We start from the raw sequence: 19,314 nt of genomic DNA on the forward strand, positions 1-19,314 counted from the left end.
GACACCCCTCCGGAATCCCACCTGACGGGCGATTCCTGGACCACCATGACCAGGATGAGCACTGTCGGTGACCGGATCGGCCCTCGCCCCGGCGCGTCCACCCCCACCGTGGTCCGCGGGCCGGGCCGGCGTCCGCACGTCGTGCTGCACGCGGCCGTCGTGGCCGGGCAGGCCGCCGCGGCCTCGCTCGTGGTGGTGCTGATCCCGGTGGTGCTGGCCTGGGCCACCGCGTCGTACAGCAAGGCGCCGTGGACCGACGTGGTGCACTTCGGCGTCGGCGCCTGGCTTCTCGCACACCACGCGGGCATCGTGATCGACGAGGGCCACCTCGGGTTGGTCCCGTTCGGTCTGCTGCTGGTGCCGGTGGTCAGCTGCTGGTTCGGCGGCGTGCGGCTGGCCCGGGCCCTCGACCCGAACGCCGACGCGATCCGCGAGGGCGTCGGCCGGGCCCACCCCGTCGCCCCTGCGCCCAAGGCGATGGGGGTGTTCGTGTTCACCTACGCCGGTATCGTCACCGCGGTGGCCGCGATCGCCACCTCCAGCGACGTGAGACCCCTTCTGGGGCAGGCGTTCGCGGGCTCGATGACGATCGTCTGCCTGGCCGGGGCGGCCGGTACGGCCGCCTGGGTGGGCGGTGGCGTGTTGCCCGGGCTGCGCCTGCTGCTCGACAAGACCCGCAGCCCGCGGGTGATCCGTCGCTGCCTGCGCCCGGTCCTGCTCGGCCTGGCCGTGCAGCTGGTGGCCTGCCTGGTGCTGCTCCTGGTGGCCGGTGGCCTGGGCTGGAGCCGGATCACGGCGTTGCACGGGGCGCTCGGCACCGGCCTGGTCGGCGGGATCGTGCTGACGCTGGCGCAGCTCCTCGTCGTCCCTGATTTGATGGTGTGGGCGGGCTCTTACGCGGCCGGCAGCGGCTTCTCGGTGGGTGCGGGCACCGCGGTCGCCCCCGGGCGACTCGACCTCGGTGCGCTGCCTGCCCTGCCGGTGCTGGGCGCCCTGCCCGCCGGGCCGGGCCCGCAGCAGCTCTGGCTGCTGGCCGCGATCCCGGCCCTCGGCGGTGTGGTGACCGGGGTGCGCGTGCTGCGGATGCCGTTGGGCCGCAGGTTCGTCCACGTCGACGCGTCGGGCCCCCGGCAGATGATCGAGCGGGTGCCGCACCACGTGCGGGTGCCGATGGTGCGCTCGGTGGTGGCGGCCGTGCTGATGGTGCTCGCCTGGGCGCTGCTGGGCTGGCTGTCGTCCGGCCCGGCCGGTCCCGGCCGGCTCAGCCGGATGGGCCCGGACGTGCCCGCGCTGGTGCTGCGCATCGCGATCGAGGCGGGCGGCGCGATCGTGCTGACGGTGGCGGCCGGGCTGGTGCTGCGCTCGCTCGCCGGGCGGCCGGACCGGCCGGACCGGCCGGTGGCGCAACGGATTCCGGCGGCGAGGACGCCCGGGGCGGGCGTGCGTGGGCCGGGCGGCTCGGGTGGGCCGGGCGGCTCAGGTGGGCTGGATGGCTCGGGTGGGCTGGATGGCTTGGGTGGGCCGGGGGCCGGTTCGGCCGGTGCCTGGGGCCGGACCCCGTCGGACGGGGTCCGGCGGCCGGACCGGGGTGACCGGGGTGACCGGGGTGACCGGGGTGACCGGGGTGACCGGGCTGACCGGGCTGACCGCCTCTATCGGCCGGACCGCCGGGACCCCGACGAGCGGCCCGGCCGGCCGGCCCGGCTGTCCGAGGCCGACGGCGATCCGTTGTCGTGGCTGGACCGGCCGCGCGACTGAGCGGAGACTCCCTCGGCGCCGGGACGGTCGGCGTCGGCTCAGGTGTTGCGGGCCCGCTGGTTCAGGTCGTCGAGGATGTTGTTGAAGCGGTCGTTCGTGGCGTCCACGCAGGCCTCGGCGGCGGACTCGGTGTTGGCCCGGGCCTGGCACTCCTCCAGCTCGGAGACCACCGGGTAGTAGACCGCCTGCGACACCAGCACCAGCAGCAGCATGCCGGTCAGGCCGAGCCCGAACAGCGTGAACACCAGGCCCCGCGCGCCCATCCCGGAGCGGTGCATCTCGGCCAGCCCGATCAGCACCCGCACGCCGACCAGCGCCGCGGCCAGCCCGAGCGCGATGCCGGCCAGCCGGAACGGCAGGGCCAGCTGCGACACGATCAGCAGACCGATCACCATGATCATGAACAGCCGCAGCCGGTCGCGGGTGCGCAGGGCGATGACCTTGAGCTCGTCGGGCGTCTTGCGCTTGCGCTCAGGCAGGTTCCACTGCGCGTTCGGCGGGGGATACGGGCCCTGCTGGTGCGGTGCGGGCTGCTGGAACCAGGCGCCGGGCGGGTACTGGCCCCCGGACGCACCGGGCTGCGCGGGGTACTGGCCTGACGGTGCTCCGGGCTGCGGGGGGTAGGGGCCTGACGGTGCTCCGGGCTGTGCCGGGTACTGCTGATCCGGGTACGGCTGGGGCGGGGTCTGGGCGGCGTCGTACGGCGGAGCCGCCGGGCTGCCCGGCCCACCGGACGGACCGCCGTTCCCGTTCTGCGGCAGCCAGGCCGCCGGAACCTGACCGGGCGGCAACGGCGGCCGGTGGGTGGCCCCCTCGTCGTTCTGGCCTGAGGAGTTCTGGCTCGGGGAGTTCTGACCCGGGGCGTGCGCGTCCCCCGCGGGTGCGCCGACCTGCTCGGCTGACGTCTCGGCTGAGTGGTCGTCGTCCTGCGGCACCGGGCGGGTCTCCGGTGCGTCGGGCCAGTCGTTGCCCGGCCCGTGGTTCGGGGTGCTCGGCACGGCTCCTCGTTGTTCGCTCGGCGGCCACCACCGACGGTGGCCGGTTTCTTGCATTGTCACCGGATACTTCTCAAATCATGCGGTACCACCCGGCCGCCGCGCGGGAGCGGGGTGGGACGGGGCTCCGGGCGGTTCCCCCGGACGCGATGCCCGGGTTCGGCCCCGGGCTGGCTATCGTCTCCGTTCGTGACCGAGGAACCCCAGGTGCCCGACAGTGCCGGACCCCGGAACGGCGCCGTGACGCCGCCGCGGGTCGCCGTGATCGTGTCTGGCAGCGGAACTCTGCTGCAAGCACTTCTGGACAACGCACAGGGCTACACCATCAGTTCCGTCCTCTCCGACCGTGCCGACGCGCTGGGACTCGAGCGGGCCCGCGCCGCCGGGGTGCCCACGGCGGTGGTCCAGCTGAAGGACTTCCCGGACCGCGCGGCCTGGGACCGGGGCCTGCTGCGGGCGGTCGAGGCGTTCTCGCCCGACCTGATCGTGCTGGCCGGCTTCATGCGCATCCTCGGCGAGCCGCTGCTGGCGGCCTACGGCGGGCGCATCGTCAACACCCATCCGGCTCTGCTCCCGGCCTTCCCCGGCGCCCACGGGGTACGCGACGCGCTGGCCCACGGGGTCAAGGTGACCGGCTGCTCGGTGATCCTGATCGACGCGGGCGTCGACTCCGGCCCGATCATCGCCCAGCGAGCGACCGAGGTGCTGGACGACGACACCGAGGAGACGCTGCACGAGCGGATCAAGGTGATCGAGCGGGAGCTGCTGGTCGACGTCGTGGAACGGATGACCACGGGGGGCTGGCAGGTGGACGGTCGCCGGGTGCTTCTGCGGCGCTAGGATGGCGGCGCCGCGACTGGCGTTCGGGTGGGCCAACCACCGGGGAGCGGTGGAGTGTCGTCCTCCGGGTCGTTCGCCTGGGCCCTGAGCTGTAGCTACGGCTGCGCACCCGTTGACGGCCAAATCCGCTGGGAGTGAACGCATGACGTCCGAAACCGCCACCCGGTTGCCGATCCGCCGGGCCCTGGTCTCCGTCTACGACAAGACCGGTCTCGAAGAGCTCGCCCGCGGCCTGCACGAGGCCGGGGTGGCCCTGGTCTCCACCGGTTCCACGGCGGGGCGCATCGCCGCCGCCGGGGTTCCGGTCACCAAGGTCGAAGACCTCACCGGCTTTCCCGAGTGCCTCGACGGCCGGGTCAAGACGCTTCACCCGAAGGTGCACGCCGGCCTGCTGGCCGACCGTCGCCTCGAATCGCACGTGCAGCAGCTGGGCGAGCTCGGGGTGGAGCCGTTCGACCTGCTGATCAGCAACCTCTACCCGTTCACCGCCACCGTCGCCTCCGGCGCCACGCCCGACGAGTGCGTCGAGCAGATCGACATCGGCGGCCCGAGCATGGTGCGTGGCGCGGCCAAGAACCACCCCTCGGTCGCCGTCGTGGTCGACCCGGCGCGCTACGCCGACGTGCTGGCCGCGGTCGCCGCCGGCGGGTTCACCCTGGCGCAGCGGCAGCAGCTGGCCGCCGACGCGTTCCGGCACACCGCCGAGTACGACGTCGCGGTCGCCTCCTGGATGGGCAGCGTGCTCACCCCGGCCGAGGACGGCTCGCCGTTCCCGACCTGGGCCGGCGCCACCTACCGTCGCGAGGCCGTGCTGCGCTACGGCGAGAACCCGCACCAGCAGGCGGCGCTCTACCGCAGCGAGCGGGCCGGGCTGGCGCACGCCGAGCAGCTGCACGGCAAGGAGATGTCGTACAACAACTACGTCGACACCGACGCCGCCTGGCGGGCCGCGCACGACCACGGTGACGCGCCGACCGTCGCGATCATCAAGCACAACAACCCGTGCGGCATCGCGGTGGAGACCGGCGCCGACGGGGTGGCGGGTGCCCACCTGAAGGCCCACAACTGCGACCCGGTCTCGGCCTACGGCGGCGTGGTGGCCACCAACTCCACCGTCAGCGTGGCGATGGCCGAGCGGCTGTCCGAGATCTTCACCGAGGTGGTGGCCGCCCCCGACTTCGAGCCGGCCGCCCTCGAGGTGCTCACCCGCAAGAAGAACATCCGGCTGCTGAAGGTGCCCGCCGACACCGCCCCGGCCGCCACCGAGACCCGGCCGATCAGCGGCGGTCTGCTGATCCAGCAGGTCGACCGCATCGACGCCGACACGGAGACCGGTGGTGACGCGCCGTCGAAGTGGCGCCTGGTCTCCGGCGAGCCGGCCGACGAGGCCACGCTGGCCGACCTGGAGTTCGCCTGGACGGCGATCCGCGCGGTCAAGTCCAACGCCATCCTGCTGGCCGACGGCGGTGCCAGCGTCGGCATCGGCATGGGTCAGGTCAACCGGGTCGACTCGTGCCGCCTGGCGGTCGAGCGGGCCGGGGCCGACCGGGCCAAGGGCGCGGTCGCCGCGTCCGACGCCTTCTTCCCGTTCGCCGACGGCCTTCAGGTGCTGCTGGAGGCCGGCGTGCGCGCCGTGGTCCAGCCCGGCGGGTCGATCCGCGACGAGGAGGTCATCGCCGCGGCGCAGGCCGCCGGCGTGACCATGTACCTCACCGGCACCCGTCACTTCGCCCACTGATCAGCCCGCTGATCATCCACTGACCGAACGGGAGAGCTGAACCCCCCATGGAAGGGCCGTCGCTACCGGTTCGCCGCATCGCGTTCCTGGTCGTGCTTGCGCTCATCGCCGTGTCACTGCCACTGGCGATGCTGGTGAACTACCAGGCCGGGGGGTACACGCTCGCCCTGGCCGCCCTGGTCGGCGGCGCCTGCCGCGCGGTCCTGCCCGACAGCCTCTGCCTGGGACTGCTCGTGCGGTCCCGGCAGCAGGACGTCATCACCATGGTGCTGCTCGGTGTCGGGCTCGCCCTGCTCACCTGGAAGGTCCCGGGTGGGTGAGCAGGGCGGGTGCCGAAGGCCCGCAGACAGGCCGAACAGCGAGCGCCTAGGCTGACGTGAGCCGCCGCGAGGTGGCGTGCAACGCAGCTCCGGGTCTGAGCGTTGTGCAGGGGGAGGGCCCTGCCGGGCCCGGCACCACCCCGCGCGCCCGCGCCGGCCCCGGGGGAACTGACGCGAAAGGGATTCGATGAGCGAGCCGACCAGCCCCGGTTCCCAGGCGGCCGCGAGCCGCCCGAGCCCGTTGCAGCCCCCGGCCCCGGCCGCCTCGCCGCTCACCCTGAGCGCGCCTGAGCCGCCGCCCACCATCGCCCAGACCCAGGCCCCCGAGATGGCCCCGGCCGTCGACCCGGCCGCGCTGCCCGGGCTCGACGCCAAGGTCGAGGACTACGTCGGCTCGCTGCTGGCGGCCGACCCGAGGTCGCCGGAGTTCGCCACCCGCACCAACGACGTGCGCACGATGGGCGACACCGACATCCGCGAGGCCGCCGACAGCTCCAACCGGCTGCTCCAGGTGCCGGTGAAGGCGCTGAACGAGGGCGGGCTGTCGCAGGGCTCCAAGGTCGGCACCACGCTGGTCGAGCTGCGCCGCACGGTCGAGGAGCTCGACCCGAAGGGCGCCACCGGCACCAAGAAGATCCTCGGGATGATCCCGTTCGGCAACAAGGTGCGCGACTACTTCCAGCGTTACCAGAGCGCACAGGAGCAGCTGAACGCGATCATCCAGGCGCTCTACAACGGTCAGGACGAGCTGCGGCGCGACAACGCCTCGCTGAACCAGGAGAAGCAGCAGCTCTGGACCACCATGGCCCGGCTGAACCAGTACATCTACGTGGCCGAGCAACTCGACCGGCGGCTGTCCGCCACCATCGCCGAGCTGGAGGCCGGTGACCCGCAGCGGGCCAAGGCCCTGCGCGAGGACGTGCTGTTCTACGTGCGGCAGAAGCACCAGGACCTGCTCACCCAGCTGGCCGTGTCGATCCAGGGCTACCTGGCCATGGACATCATCATCAAGAACAACCTGGAGCTGATCAAGGGCGTCGACCGGGCCACCACCACCACGGTGTCGGCCCTGCGCACGGCCGTGATCGTGGCTCAGGCGCTGTCGAACCAGCAGCTGGTGCTCGACCAGATCACCGCGCTGAACAGCACCACCTCGCGGATGATCGAGACCACCTCGGAGATGCTGAAAGACAATTCGGCGCGGATCCAGGCCGGGGCCGCGTCGTCGGCGGTCGGCCTGCCCGAGCTCCAGAAGGCCTTCGCCAACATCTACGCCACCATGGACGCGATCGACACGTTCAAGGTTCAGGCGCTCGACACGATGGCCGCCACCATCGGCACGCTGGAGACCGAGACCACCAAGGCCCGGGGCTATCTCGACCGGGTGCACGCGAACGACCAGCGCTCGGCCCAGGCGGAGCACGGCGGGTCGCTCGACCTGGGTCTCGGTCGCTGAGCGTCTGCCGGCACGAGGGATGGCGATGCACACAGGACGGGGTCACCGTGTCGTTCGGTGACTGGCTCGGCCGGGTCTTCGGGAAGGATCCCGAGCCGCAACAGCCCCGGCCGGAGCTGCCGAGGGTGAGTACCAGCGAGCAGTTGCTGGCCGATCTGGACGAGTTCCAGCAGGAGATCGCCGGCCGGGTGCCCGCGATGGTGGTGTCGCGGGTGGCCCGGGTGTCGTCGATCGTGCGGGAGACCGTCCCGCGCCTCGACCAGCTCGGGGCGGGCAGCTACCAGGCGCACACCGTGGTGGCCACGGCCACCAGCTACCTGCCCGAGGCGGTGGGCGGCTACCTGCGCCTGCCCCGGTCGTGGGCCGACACCCGGCCGATCGCGAACGGCAAGACCGCCCTGCTGCTGCTGTGCGACCAGCTCGACCTGCTGGCCTACAAGATGGACCAGATCTTCGACGCGGTCTGCCGGGCCGACGCCGCCGCGCTGATCGCCCACGGCCAGTTCCTGGCCGAGAAGTTCGGCGACGGAGGCGGTCTCGACCTGGGCGGGCCGATCAGCGTGCCGCCCCAGCCGTCGGTTCAGCCGTCGGTTCAGCCGTTGTCGCCGGTGCCGCACCCCGAAATTGAGGACGACGAACCGACCGGCCCCGGCCGCACCCCGCCGCCGCGCCGGCTCGAGCCCCCGACGGGTACGTCATGACCGATCGTCACGAACTGCTGCCGGCCCTGGACCGGCTCGCCGAGGTGGGTGCGGCCGCCGGACTGGACCGTGACCGGGCGCGCGCCGAGGGAGCGGCCTTCGCCGCCGCCGTCGCCGAGTCGGCCACCGGCGCGGCCCAGCACTGGGCCGGTCTGCTGGGCCGCACCGTGCAGGACTTCTTCGACGCCGCGAGCGGCGCCCGGCGCTGGCGGGGCGCGCCCACCGCGCTGCTCACCGAGCTGGCGTCGGCCGGGAGCCCGGCCGCGGGTGACTACGCCGTCGCGCTGACCGAGGTGGCCTCCGCCGCGTGCTCGCTGGGGGAGCCGGCCATCCGGGTCGTCGCGGCGGCCTCGGCCGCCTCGGCGGCGCAGCTCGCCGCCACCGGAACACGTTCCGCCGCAGGCGGTCTGCCCATCGGCGGCGGGCCCGGACCGGTGGCGACCAGCGGCTCACCGGCGCCCACCCACCCCACCCCGCCACCGCCGGGGCCGCTCTCGGTGCAGGACCTGCCCGGGGGCTGGCGGTTCGCCGGCACCCCGGTGCCCCCGGCCGGGCCCGGCACGGGCCACCCGAGCCGGCCACCCACCCAGGCGACCGCGACCGATCAGGTGCCACCGGCGTCCACCGTTGACCAGGCACCGCCCGCCCGGCCGCTGGCCGAACTGCTCGAAGAGCTCGACGCGCTGATCGGGCTGACCACGGTGAAGAACGAGATCCACCGGCAGGCGCAACTGCTGCGGGTCGAGAAGCTGCGCGCCGAGGCCGGTCTGCGCAGCGTCACCATCACCCGGCACCTGGTGTTCAACGGCAACCCGGGCACCGGGAAGACCACCGTCGCGCGCCTGGTCGCCGGTATCTACCGGGCCCTCGGGCTGCTCAGTCAGGGACACCTCGTCGAGGTGGACCGGTCCGAGCTGGTCGCCGGCTATCTGGGCCAGACCGCCGCGAAGACCGCCGAGGTGGTGAAGAGCGCCCTGGGCGGGGTGCTGTTCATCGACGAGGCGTACTCGCTGGCCGGCGACGACTACGGGACCGAGGCGATCGACACGCTGGTCAAGGAGATGGAGGACCACCGTGACGACCTGGTGGTCATCGTGGCCGGCTACCCCGTCCCGATGGCTGGTTTCATCGCCAGCAACCCGGGCCTGTCCAGCCGGTTCCGCACCGTGATCGAGTTCGGTGACTACACCGGCGGCGAGCTGGAGCAGATCTTCGCGCGGCACGCGGCCGGGGCCGACTACGAGGTGGGGGAGCGCACGCTCGCCCGGTTCCGCGAACTGCTGCCCGGTGAGCCCCGGCCGACCGGCTTCGGCAACGGGCGCTGGGCCCGCAACGTGCTGGAGGCCGCGATCGGGCACCAGGCCTGGCGGCTGCGCGACGTGGAGGCGCCCACCCTGGAGCAGCTGCGTGAGCTGCTGCCGGGTGACCTCGACGGTACGGATCCGCAAGAACAGAAGGAGCCCACGGACCAGGGATCGGAGCCCGCACGGTGACCCAGACCATCATTCCTCCGCCGCCGGCCGACGCCGTTGCGGTGCCGCCCCGCCGGGGGTCGTCCGCCACGGCGGCGTTGCGGGAGTCGTTCTCCGGCAGCCCGGGCCGGCTGCGGCTGATCGCGATCGGCGCGGTGGTGTCGGTGCTGGTGTCCGCGCTGCTCGGTGGCTGGGCGCTCCAGATGCGCTCGTCCGCGCTGGACCGGGCCACCTCGTCGTCCGAGCATCTGTTGCTGGTGCAGGGCATCCAGACCGATCTGGTGCAGGCCGACGCCGACGCCACGAACGCCTTCCTGAGCTACGGCCTGGAACCGCAGGCCCAGCGCGAGGGGTACATCAAGGCGCTGAAGTCGGCCTCCGCGGATCTCGCGACGGCCGCCCGGCACAGCTCCGCCGACGCGGACGCCCTGGGCCAGGCCAACGCCGCGCTCACCCGGTACTCCGGGTACGTCGCCTCGGCGCGGGCCAACAACCGGCAGGGGCTGCCGGTCGGCGCGAGCTATCTGGAGGCGGCCAGCGACCTGATGGGGACCAGCGGCACCGAACCGCAGGAGGGCAGCGTGATCGCGCTGCTGAAGCAGCGGACCGACGCCGACACCGCCGCCGTGGCCGATGCCTTCGGAACCGCCGGGAACGCGCGCTGGCTGCTGGTTCTCGCGGCGGTGATCGGGGTGGGCGGACTGCTGGCCGTGCAGGTTCTGGTGGCCCGGCACTCGCACCGCTACCTGAACCTGCCGACCCTGGCGTCCACCGTGGTGCTGGTGGTGATGCTGGCCGGCGCGGCCGCGGTGATGCTGACGGCGCAGACCGAGGCCGCGGACGTGCGCAGCGGACCGCTCGCCGAGGCCTCCGCGATCAGCGACTCCCGGGTGCTGGCCTTCGACGCCAAGTCGAAGGAGAGCCTGACCCTGATCAACCGCGGCTCGGCGACTGCGGCCGACGCGCAGTGGAAGGCGTCGTTCAACGAGGCCGCCGACCTCATCGACACCCGCGAGAACAGCGCCGCGGCCGAGGCCCTGGACGACTACCGCGAGGTGCACGAGAAGATCAACGACCTCGACCTGGACGGCTCCTGGGACGAGGCGGTGGAGCTGGCCACGGCCGACGGCGGCGACTCGGCCAACGGCCTGTTCGACCAGTACGACAATGCCAGCAGCACGAGCCTGGCCCCCCAGACCGACAGCGCAGTGAAGCGGCTGGGCGAGGCCGGGAACCTGCTGCTGCCGACCGGTCTCGCGCTGCTGGTGGTGGGCCTGCTCTGCGCCGCGGGTGCCTGGCGGGGGATCTCGCTCCGACTCGACGAGTACCGGTGATGGTGATGACCGTGAAGAGAACCCGTCTGCTGACCGCGGCCGCCGCGTCGGCCCTGGTGCTGGCCGGGTGCGGCTCGGCCGCACCGGCCACGTCGTCCTCGGCCGTGGCGGTGGCGCAACCCGCGGCGGTCGCCGCCGACGGCTCCACCACCTGCGAACAGGACGGCAAGCCCGCGGTGGCCTCGATCGACCCGGGCAGCATCACCACGAATCCCTCCTCCTGGCCGGGCGGCTCCACCATGGCCGACATCAGGAAGTCGAAGAAGCTGACGGTCGGCGTGGCCGGCGACGTGAAGCTGTGGGGGTCGCGCAACCCGACCACGGGTCAGCTGGAGGGCTTCGACATCGACGTGCTCAAGCGGGTCGCCCAGGAGATCGGGCCGGACGTCAAGATCGAGTACAAGGTGCTCAGCTTCGCCGACCGGCTGGACCGGCTGAACGACCGGTCGGTGCAGCTGGTCGCGCACACCATGACGATCAACTGCGACCGCTGGTTCGGCGGCGAGTCCACCGACGGTGCCTACATCGACTTCTCCACCGAGTACTACGAGGCCGGCCAGAAGGTGCTGGTGCGCAGTGACTCCGAGGCGTCGGACATCGGCGACCTGGCGAACGAGACGGTCTGCGCCGCCAAGGGTTCCACCAGCCTGGCGAGCATCCAGGACCGGGTGGCCGAACCGGTCGAGGTGGACGAGGTGGGCGAGTGCCTGGTGCTGTTCCAGGAGGGGGAGGTCTCCGCGATCACCGGTGACGACACCGTGCTGGCCGGGTTCGCCGCCCAGGACCCCTACGCCAAGGTGGTCGGCAACGCCTTCAGCACCGTGCCCTACGGCATCGGCATCACGCCCGACGACACCAACTTCACCCGGTTCGTGAACGCGGTGCTCGAGGAGATGCGGTCCGACGGCACCCTGGACAAGCTCTACGACAAGTGGATGGCCGGGAACGGCACCCGCCCGGCCGTGCCCGAGGCGGTCTACGGCCGTTCGGAGACCGCTCTGAAGGACCGTGGGTGACACCCGCGGGGCGACCGGGACAGACACCGTGGTCGAATTGCCGACGATGACGCAGCCGGAACCCGCCCTGGCCCCGCCCGCCCCCGGCAGTCTCGGCCAGGCCATCGGGGTGGACGAACTGCGCGCCTACCTGGGCGCGCTCGGCACCTGGCGTTCCGGCCGCAAGCGGGAGCTCGACCAGATCGACGCCGCCGCGCTGCGTTCCGACGAACCGGACAGCTACACCGGCGACCTGAAACTGGCCATGACCATGTGGCAGTCGGTGAGCGACCGCTGGACCCGGCTCACCGAAATCTGGGACTCCGGCCGGGTCGGGCCGCAGCAGCAGGAGGAGATGTCCCGGGTGATCTGGGGCACCGCCGGTGGCGCCGGGTCGATCGGGGTCTCGCTGGTCGAGGCCTGCCGGCTGTCCGACGCGCTCACCGCCACCCTGCGGGCCCGGCTGTCGTTCGACCCGACGGCCGCCGACCTGGTGGCCCGTATCCAGGCCACCCGGGCCACGCTGGAGCGCTGCGCCGAACAGCTGGCCGGGCACTCCGCCCGGCCGGCCACACTGCCCGACCTGGACGCGCTCACCCGGCAGCTCGACGAACTGGCCGGCAGAGCCCGCCGCGGGTCCGACGTGAGCGGGCCGTTCGCGGCGATCGAGGTGGCCGCGGCCCGGGCCGAACGCGACCTGATCGTGGCCGCCGCCGCGCACCGCGACCTGGGCCGTGACTACCGGGCCGCGCTCGCCCGGCGACGCGAGCTGGAGGCCGAGGCCGGCCAGCTGGAGAAACTCGTCGAGCGCACCCGGCTGGCCGTGGTGCCCGCCCCGAAACTGGTCGTGCCCGACGTCTCCCGGCTCGGCCGGGTGCCGCAGACCCGCGCCGATCTGGACGGCTTCCGGCACCGGCTGGACCGGGTGGCCAGCGCCATGCAGCAGGTGCGTGACACCTACACCTCGGCGCTCGGCGAGCCCGCCGAACTGCGGGGGCTACTCAGCGCGTCCGCCGCGAAGGCCCGGGCCAACGGCCGGGCCGAGGACCCGCTCGTCGCTCTCGTCGGGCAGCAGGCCGAGGCGGCGCTGTCGGCCGTGCCCTGCCGGATCCACGAAGCCCGCAACCTGGTGGACAACTACCGACGTCTGATCGTCCCGGTTCCCGGGGGAGGAATCTGATCATGCCCGCCACTCCGCTCTCCTGCGCCCAGCCGGGCTGTACCGGCACCATCGAGGACGGGTACTGCAACGTCTGCGGTTCGCCGGCCGCGATGGGCGCGCCCGCCCCGACCCCCGGCAACGGCATCGAGATGTCGAGCCGCACCGTCTCGTCGTCGTCCAACCGGCTGGCCAGTGCCCCGCTCGGCTCGGCCCGGGCGACGGGCGGCACCAACGGCACCCGCCGTCTCGGCTCCACCTCCTCCCGCACCCGCGCCGCCCGGCTCGGCGCGGGCATCACCACCGTGCCCCCGGCCCCGGTGCCGGACCCGCTGGCCGCGGTGCAGGAGAACCCGGAAGTGCCGGAGAACCGCCGGTTCTGCCCGAACTGCGGCAACCCGGTGGGGCGTTCCCGGCAGGGCCGGGCCGGCCGGCCCGAGGGCTTCTGCCCGAACTGCCGGGCGCCGTTCTCGTTCACGCCCAAGCTGAAGCACGGCGATCTGGTGGCCCACCAGTACGAGGTGGTCGGCGCGATCGCACACGGCGGGCTGGGCTGGATCTACCTGGCCAAGGACAAGAACGTGTCCGACCGCTGGGTGGTGCTGAAGGGTCTGCTCAACTCCGGCGACCCGGACGCGCTGGCCGCGGCCATCGCCGAGCAGCGGTTCCTGGCCCAGGTCGAGCACCCGCTGATCGTCGAGATCTACAACTTCGTCACCCACGACGACGCCGGCTACATCGTGATGGAGTACGTCGCCGGGCAGTCGCTGAAAGACATCCTGAAAGACCGGATGAAGGCCGCCGGCGGGGCCTACTCACCGTTCCCGGTGGACCAGGCGGTCGCCTACATCCTGGAGGTGCTGCCGGCCTTCCAGTACCTGCACGACACCGGGCTGCTCTACTGTGACTTCAAGCCGGACAACATCATTCAGGCCGGCGACTCGATCAAGCTGATCGACCTCGGCGGGGTGCGCCGCATCGACGACCTGGACTCGGCGATCTACGGCACCGTCGGCTACCAGGCCCCCGAAGTGCCCGACGTCGGCCCGTCGGTGGCCAGCGACATCTACACGCTCGGCCGCAGCCTGGTCTCGCTCGCGATGGAGTTCCGCGGCAACACCTCCACCTACGCCACCACGCTGCCCAGCGTCAACGACACCCCGCTGTTCCAGCAGTACGACTCGCTGTACCGGCTGCTGGCCAAGTGCTGCGCCCCCAACCCGGGCGACCGGTTCGCCACCGCCGACGAACTACGCACCCAGCTGCTCGGCGTGCTGCGCGAGGTGGTCGCCGCCGACCGGCACGGCGAGCGCCCCGCCTCGCACTCCACCGCCTCGCTGCTGTTCGAGCCGCCGGTGGTCGAGGGCGACCGGCTCCAGTGGGACAACCTGCCCCGGCTGCGGGTGGACGACGCCGACCCGCAGGCCGCCTGGCTCGCCTCGATCAGCGTCACCGATCCGCTGGAGAAGCTCGACCTGCTGGTCAAGGCCCAGAACCCGTCGATCGAGGTGCAACTGGCCACCGCCTACACCGCGGTCGAGGCCGGCGACCTGAGCCGGGCCGACGCCACCGTCGGCCAGATCCTCGCCGACGACCCGTGGGAGTGGCGCGCCGTCTGGGTCGCCGGGCTCGCCGCCCTGGCCCGTCAGGACGCCCCCAACGCCCAGGCCGCGTTCAACGCCGTCTACGGCCAGGCCCCCGGTGAGCTGGCGCCCAAGCTGGCGCTCGCGATGGCCTGCGAGGAGGGCGGCCAGCCCGACATCGCCGAAAGCCTTTACCTCACCTGCCTGCGCACCGATGCCAACTTCACCGCCCCGGCGGCGTTCGGCCTGGCCCGGATCCGCTCGCAGCGGCACTCCGAGGGCCAGGGAGAACTGGAGGCGGCGATCGCGGCGCTCGACATGGTGCCCACCACCAGCCGTAGCTTCGTCAGCGCCCGGCGTCAGAAGGCGGCGCTGCTGGTGGCTTCCGGGGCCGGGCTGGACGCGCTGTCCGCCGCGCTGGAGAGCGTGGCGGCGGTGCGTCTCGACCCCCGCGACCGGGCCCAGCTGCGGGTCGAGGTGCTGGCCGCGGCGCTGGCCGACGTGCAGCAGGACGGTCCGCGGCCCAACGTCCTGGTCGGCGGTGTGCCGGCCGAGGCCCCGCCGCTCCAGGACGGCCTGGAGGCTGCCTACCGTGAGCTGGCCGGGCTGACCGAGAAGCGGGACGAGCGGATCCAACTCGTCGACGAGGCGAACAAGGTGCGCCGCTGGACCTGGCGGTGACCGTGCCCGAATCTTTTGCCGAAGAGGTTGATGTGAACGAGAATCCTCCGTCCGACGCGCTGTCAGCGCCGGAACCCGTTGCGGGGCAGCGGATCATCTGCCCCAACTGCGGGGAGGACGCCGAGCCCGGCGACCTGTTCTGCGAGGGGTGCGGGCAGGACCTGCCCGACGGGATCACCCCGGTCCCGGCCGACACCACGAAACGGCCCGGCGGCATGAGCCACCCGGCCGCGTCGTCCCCCACGCAGTCGTCCGACCCGGACGCGCTGAACCCGGCCTGCCGCACCTGCGGCGGCACGTCGTTCCTCGACGGCTGGTGCGAGACCTGCGGCGCGCCCGCGGTCAAGCTGCGCGACCACTGGCAGGAGCGGCCGGCCAGCTGGGTGGCCGCGGTGTCGGACCGCGGCGTGCGGCACCACCGCAACGAGGACGGGATGGCGATCAGTGCCCGCCCCGAGCCCGGTTCCCGGGCCGTGCTGGTGGTCTGCGACGGGGTCTCGTCGTCGTTCGACTCCGACATCGCCAGCCTGAACGCCGCCCGCGCCGCCCGCGAGGTGCTCGACCGGCCGCGGCCCGACGTGCCGTCGGTGGCGGGCCGGATCTCGGCCTGGAGCGAGCGCCTGGCGCTGGCCGGCGAGGAGGCGAACCGGCAGGCCGTCGAGGCCGGGCGCACCCCCAGCGGCCGGCCCGGCGAACGTCAGGACAGCCCGCCGTCGTGCACCTTCGCGGCCGCGGTCGTGGACTCCGGGGTGATCGTGGTCGGCTGGGTCGGCGACAGCCGCATCTACTGGATCCCGGACTCCGGTGAGCCGGAACAGATGTCGCGGGACGACTCGTGGGCCACCGAGCAGATCCTCGCCGGGGTGCCGCGTGAAGAGGCGGAGAACGGGCCGCGGGCGCACGCCATCACCCGCTGGCTCGGCCCGGACAGCCCGGACACCGTGCCCACCCGCGACTCCCGGGTGCCCGACCGCCCGGGCTGGCTGCTGGTCTGCTCCGACGGCCTGTGGAACTACTGTTCCACGGCGCACGACATGGCCGGGCTGGTGCGGGGTCTCGCGCACGAGTCGCAGGGTGACCCGGTGCTGCTGGCGAACCGGCTGGTCGACTGGGCCAACGGGCAGGGGGGCCAGGACAACATCACGGCGGCCCTGGCCCGGATCGCCCCGATCCCGCCGCAGCGCGGGGCAGCCCCGGCGGGTGGCGCGGAGCACACGGAGGCGCGCTCGGAAGGCGCAACGCCGACCCGGCCCATCGACGTCCCCTCTTCGGACACCGACTACGGAAACCCGGACGCCTGACCTCCGGCACCCGGAACCACGACACGATCGGAGAACGAGATGCCGTCCTTCAGCGCCGAGGTCTTCCAGAACGAGTTCATCTCCGAGGGCACCACCGACGTGCACGCCATCGTCTCGGTGACCTGCTCCGGCGCGGGCGAGGCCGGGCGTGGCGGAGGCGGTGACGCCGCCGAGATCATCATCGTCGACACCTCCGGGTCGATGCTCGACGCGAAGATCGTGGCCGCGCGGCAGGCCGCCGCGGTCGCGGTCGACCAGATCCTCGACGGCACCTGGTTCGCGATCATCTCGGGCACCCACGTGGCCACCCGCGCCTTCCCCTACCCGAACGCCCGGGTGTCGATGGTGCAGATGGAACCGGGGGCCCGGGAGGCCGCCAAGAGCGCGATCGCCCAGTTGCAGGCCGACGGCGGCACCGCGATGGGCTCGTGGCTGAAGCTCGCCGCGCAGCTGTTCGACACCGTGCCGCAGGCCACCCAGCGGCACGCGATCCTGCTCACCGACGGGCAGAACCAGAGTGAGCAGCCGCACCAGTTCCAGGCGTCGATCGAGGCGGTCACCGGCCGGTTCCAGTGCGACTGCCGGGGCGTCGGCGCGGACTGGGACGTGGCCGAGCTGCGCCGCGTCTCCACCGCCCTGCTCGGCACCGTCGGCCTGATCGCCGACCCGGCGTCGATGGCCGAGGACTTCGAGCAGCTCATGCAGAAGGCGATGGGCCGGGGTGTCGCCGAGGCCCAGCTCCGGGTGTGGGCGCCGCAGGGTTCGCAGCTGCTGTGGGTGCGCCAGGTCTCGCCGAACGTGGAGGACCTGACCAGCCGCAAGGTCGAGATCAACCCGCTGACCTCGGGTTTCCCCACCGGGGCCTGGGGTGACGAGTCCCGCGACTACCACGTGGCGGTGCGCGTTCAGCCCCAGCCGGTCGGCCAGGAACGGCTGGCGGCGCGGGTGCAGCTCGCGGTCGGCAGCGAGGTGGTGTCGCAGGGGCTGGTGAAGGCCAAGTGGTCCGGTGACGACGCCCTGACCACCCGCATCGACCCGGCCGTGGCGCACTACACCGGGCAGGCCGAGCTGGCCGTGGTGATTCAGGAAGGGCTGGCCGCCAAGGCTGCCGGTGACGAGGCGACCGCCACCACGAAGCTGGGACGTGCGGTGGCCCTGGCCGCCGAGACCGGTAACGATGAGGCCACGAGCAAACTGCGGAAGGTGGTCGACATCGACGACGCGGCGACCGGGACGGTTCGGTTGAAGCGGTCGGTCGACAAGCTGGACGAGATGGCGCTCGACACCGCCTCGACGAAGACGACAAGGGTCAACAAGCGATGAGTTCACGCTGTCCTGACGGGCACGTCTCCGAATCGACCGACTACTGCGACGTCTGTGGGCAGCCGATGAGTGCCGCCTCCGCGTCGCCCCCACCTCCGCCCCTGCCGCAGGCGACGGTGCCCAACCCCCTCGACCTGGGGGCCGGTCCGTCCGACAAGGACTGCCCGAACTGCGGTTCCGTCGTGCCGGCCGATGACCTGTTCTGTGAGGTCTGCGGGTACGACTTCACCACCGGCGTGATGCCCGAGCCGGTTGCGGTGCCGGGGGCCCAACAGCTTGTGGACGACGTGAGCTCCGCGGCGCCCGGCGCCCGTCCGGCGGCTCCGCCGGCGCCGGGCCTCGCCCCGCCGACCTCAGGCCCGCTGACCTGGGTGGCCGAGGTCTGGGTGGACCCGGACTGGTACGCCACCCAGGAGAGCGACGACCCGTGCCCGTCGCCCGGCATGCCCGGCGTGGTGCCGCTGTGGGACCAGAGCATCCTGGTCGGCCGCCGCTCCACCAGCCGGAACATCCACCCCCAGCTGGACTGCGGCGGCGACCACGGCGTCTCGCGGCGTCATGCCCAGCTCACCACCGACGGCCAGCGCTGGTTCGCCGAGGACCTCCAGTCCTCGAACGGCACCTACATCGCGCCCGCCGGCGCCCCCCTGCCCACCGACCCCATCCCGGCCGGCCAGCGGACCGAGTTCCGCGAGGGCGACCGGGTCTACGTGGGGGCGTGGACCCGCCTGGTGATCCGCCGGGCGACGCCCGACGAGCAGTAGGTTTCCCGCCTTGGGCCCCGACGCTGTTGTGCGCCGGGGCCCCGCTCATGATCCGGCGGCGACGAGACGATTCTCCGCCGCCACGACTTGCACTGTGCTGACCGGGCTTTCCACCGTCGCGGTGCCGTCGACGGGGAGCCAGGGCCCACCACTCACGGAGTACTCGCCGCTGTAGACAGTGGTCAGCCCCACCCGCCGTGCCCCCGAATGCTGGTACACGTGAGCGGTTCTGAGCTCCGGATACGCAGCCCCCGCATCCTCGGTGGTCAGCGATTCCCCGTCCCCGTACGTCCAGCGGAACTCCTCAGGCGTGGCCCGAACCTGCACGGGCTGGCCGAGGATGGTGGTTGGCAGGGTCACCGTGTCGGCGTCGGCGTACAGGTTGGTCGGGATGTTCACCAGCGTGCGACCGTTGGGCGGCTGGACCACGATCGGTGAGGCGGGTAGCGGCAGACGCTGGAAGTCTTCTTGCGTGAGAACGGGGATTACTGGCGGGGGTTCATTGGGATCTGTGGCGCCGAGGCAGATGTAGGCGCCGGTCGCTGTCCAGTCTGCTGATGAAGGCGGTCCAACGGGTGCGCTGAACAACCAGTACCCAAAGTCCAGCAGATCGGACGTGTCGCTGCACATTGCGTATGCGCTGGCGCACGGCACCATCTCACTCCGGTTCGGATAGTTTCCTAGGCACGCGGGCACGTAGGAGTGCATTGTTTTCGGGGCGGTCGAATTGCTTACGGGATGACCTCTAAGAGGGCGCTTCGAGCGTTCCTGCTGCTTGGCCCAAAGCTCGGCGTAGTTGGATGATGCACGGGAGGTCACCTGTGTGCCCTCCCCTGGTGGTTGATCTGCTGCCGAAGCTGGTGGGGGAGAAACTATGGAAAGAAAGATTAAAAC

Annotated in this window: 16 protein-coding genes and 1 riboswitch; of the genes, 14 read left to right on the forward strand and 2 right to left on the reverse strand. The window is 72.4% G+C overall.

The window, feature by feature from the left end; translation table 11 throughout:
- Positions 1-54 precede the first annotated feature (54 nt).
- The gene (locus tag KIH74_RS03280; protein ID WP_214154194.1) at positions 55-1,758 is read left to right on the forward strand and encodes a cell division protein PerM; all 1,704 of its coding nucleotides are present in this window, start codon (positions 55-57) and stop codon (positions 1,756-1,758) included.
- 38 nt (positions 1,759-1,796) lie between these two features.
- Here KIH74_RS03280 and KIH74_RS03285 read toward each other — a convergent pair whose 3' ends face one another.
- Positions 1,797-2,756, reverse strand: a complete 960-nt coding sequence (locus tag KIH74_RS03285) for a hypothetical protein (protein ID WP_214154195.1) — start codon at positions 2,754-2,756, stop codon at positions 1,797-1,799.
- A gap of 186 nt (positions 2,757-2,942) precedes the next feature.
- On the opposite strand from KIH74_RS03285, the gene purN reads away from it, so the two are divergent.
- From purN to KIH74_RS03350, 13 genes are all read left to right on the forward strand, one after another.
- A complete protein-coding gene (purN, locus tag KIH74_RS03290; protein ID WP_308113551.1) occupies positions 2,943-3,593 on the forward strand; it encodes a phosphoribosylglycinamide formyltransferase in 651 nt (216 codons plus the stop codon).
- A gap of 2 nt (positions 3,594-3,595) precedes the next feature.
- Positions 3,596-3,683: riboswitch (ZMP/ZTP riboswitch) on the forward strand.
- Positions 3,684-3,735: 52 nt separating this feature from the next.
- Entirely contained in the window at positions 3,736-5,331 is a 1,596-nt protein-coding gene (purH, locus tag KIH74_RS03295; protein WP_214154196.1) for a bifunctional phosphoribosylaminoimidazolecarboxamide formyltransferase/IMP cyclohydrolase, read from the forward strand.
- A gap of 47 nt (positions 5,332-5,378) precedes the next feature.
- Positions 5,379-5,651 (forward strand): DUF3017 domain-containing protein, encoded by a 273-nt coding sequence (locus tag KIH74_RS03300; protein ID WP_281417586.1) that lies wholly within the window; start codon positions 5,379-5,381, stop codon positions 5,649-5,651.
- Between the two features lie 187 nt (positions 5,652-5,838).
- Complete coding sequence (locus KIH74_RS03305; protein ID WP_214154198.1) at positions 5,839-7,107, forward strand: toxic anion resistance protein; 1,269 nt, start codon at positions 5,839-5,841, stop codon at positions 7,105-7,107.
- Positions 7,108-7,232: 125 nt separating this feature from the next.
- Positions 7,233-7,808: a hypothetical protein gene (locus KIH74_RS03310; RefSeq protein WP_214154199.1), complete on the forward strand. Its 576-nt coding sequence runs from the start codon at positions 7,233-7,235 to the stop codon at positions 7,806-7,808.
- On the forward strand, positions 7,805-9,301 hold the full coding sequence (locus KIH74_RS03315; RefSeq protein ID WP_214154200.1) for an AAA family ATPase: 1,497 nt from the start codon (positions 7,805-7,807) through the stop codon (positions 9,299-9,301). Before KIH74_RS03310 ends, KIH74_RS03315 begins: the two co-directional genes overlap by 4 nt.
- Positions 9,298-10,614 (forward strand): GlnX family signal transduction membrane protein, encoded by a 1,317-nt coding sequence (locus KIH74_RS03320; protein ID WP_214154201.1) that lies wholly within the window; start codon positions 9,298-9,300, stop codon positions 10,612-10,614. Before KIH74_RS03315 ends, KIH74_RS03320 begins: the two co-directional genes overlap by 4 nt.
- Before the next feature lie 11 nt (positions 10,615-10,625).
- The gene (locus tag KIH74_RS03325) at positions 10,626-11,630 is read left to right on the forward strand and encodes a glutamate ABC transporter substrate-binding protein (RefSeq protein ID WP_214154202.1); all 1,005 of its coding nucleotides are present in this window, start codon (positions 10,626-10,628) and stop codon (positions 11,628-11,630) included.
- Positions 11,631-11,676: 46 nt separating this feature from the next.
- On the forward strand, positions 11,677-12,789 hold the full coding sequence (locus tag KIH74_RS03330) for a hypothetical protein (protein ID WP_214154203.1): 1,113 nt from the start codon (positions 11,677-11,679) through the stop codon (positions 12,787-12,789).
- Between the two features lie 2 nt (positions 12,790-12,791).
- Positions 12,792-15,032 carry a serine/threonine-protein kinase gene (locus KIH74_RS03335; protein WP_214154204.1) on the forward strand — a complete coding sequence of 747 codons (2,241 nt, stop codon included), beginning with the start codon at positions 12,792-12,794 and terminating at the stop codon, positions 15,030-15,032.
- Positions 15,033-15,064: 32 nt separating this feature from the next.
- Entirely contained in the window at positions 15,065-16,333 is a 1,269-nt protein-coding gene (locus KIH74_RS03340; protein ID WP_214154205.1) for a protein phosphatase 2C domain-containing protein, read from the forward strand.
- Positions 16,334-16,372: 39 nt separating this feature from the next.
- On the forward strand, positions 16,373-17,656 hold the full coding sequence (locus KIH74_RS03345; protein WP_214154206.1) for a vWA domain-containing protein: 1,284 nt from the start codon (positions 16,373-16,375) through the stop codon (positions 17,654-17,656).
- A complete protein-coding gene (locus tag KIH74_RS03350; RefSeq protein ID WP_281417587.1) occupies positions 17,653-18,420 on the forward strand; it encodes an FHA domain-containing protein in 768 nt (255 codons plus the stop codon). The genes KIH74_RS03345 and KIH74_RS03350 overlap by 4 nt, the downstream gene beginning before the upstream one ends.
- 45 nt (positions 18,421-18,465) lie before the next feature.
- Here KIH74_RS03350 and KIH74_RS03355 read toward each other — a convergent pair whose 3' ends face one another.
- A complete protein-coding gene (locus tag KIH74_RS03355; RefSeq protein ID WP_214154208.1) occupies positions 18,466-19,239 on the reverse strand; it encodes a hypothetical protein in 774 nt (257 codons plus the stop codon).
- Positions 19,240-19,314 lie beyond the last annotated feature (75 nt).

The organism is Kineosporia corallincola, assembly GCF_018499875.1.
GTDB classification, from domain to species: domain Bacteria; phylum Actinomycetota; class Actinomycetes; order Actinomycetales; family Kineosporiaceae; genus Kineosporia; species Kineosporia corallincola.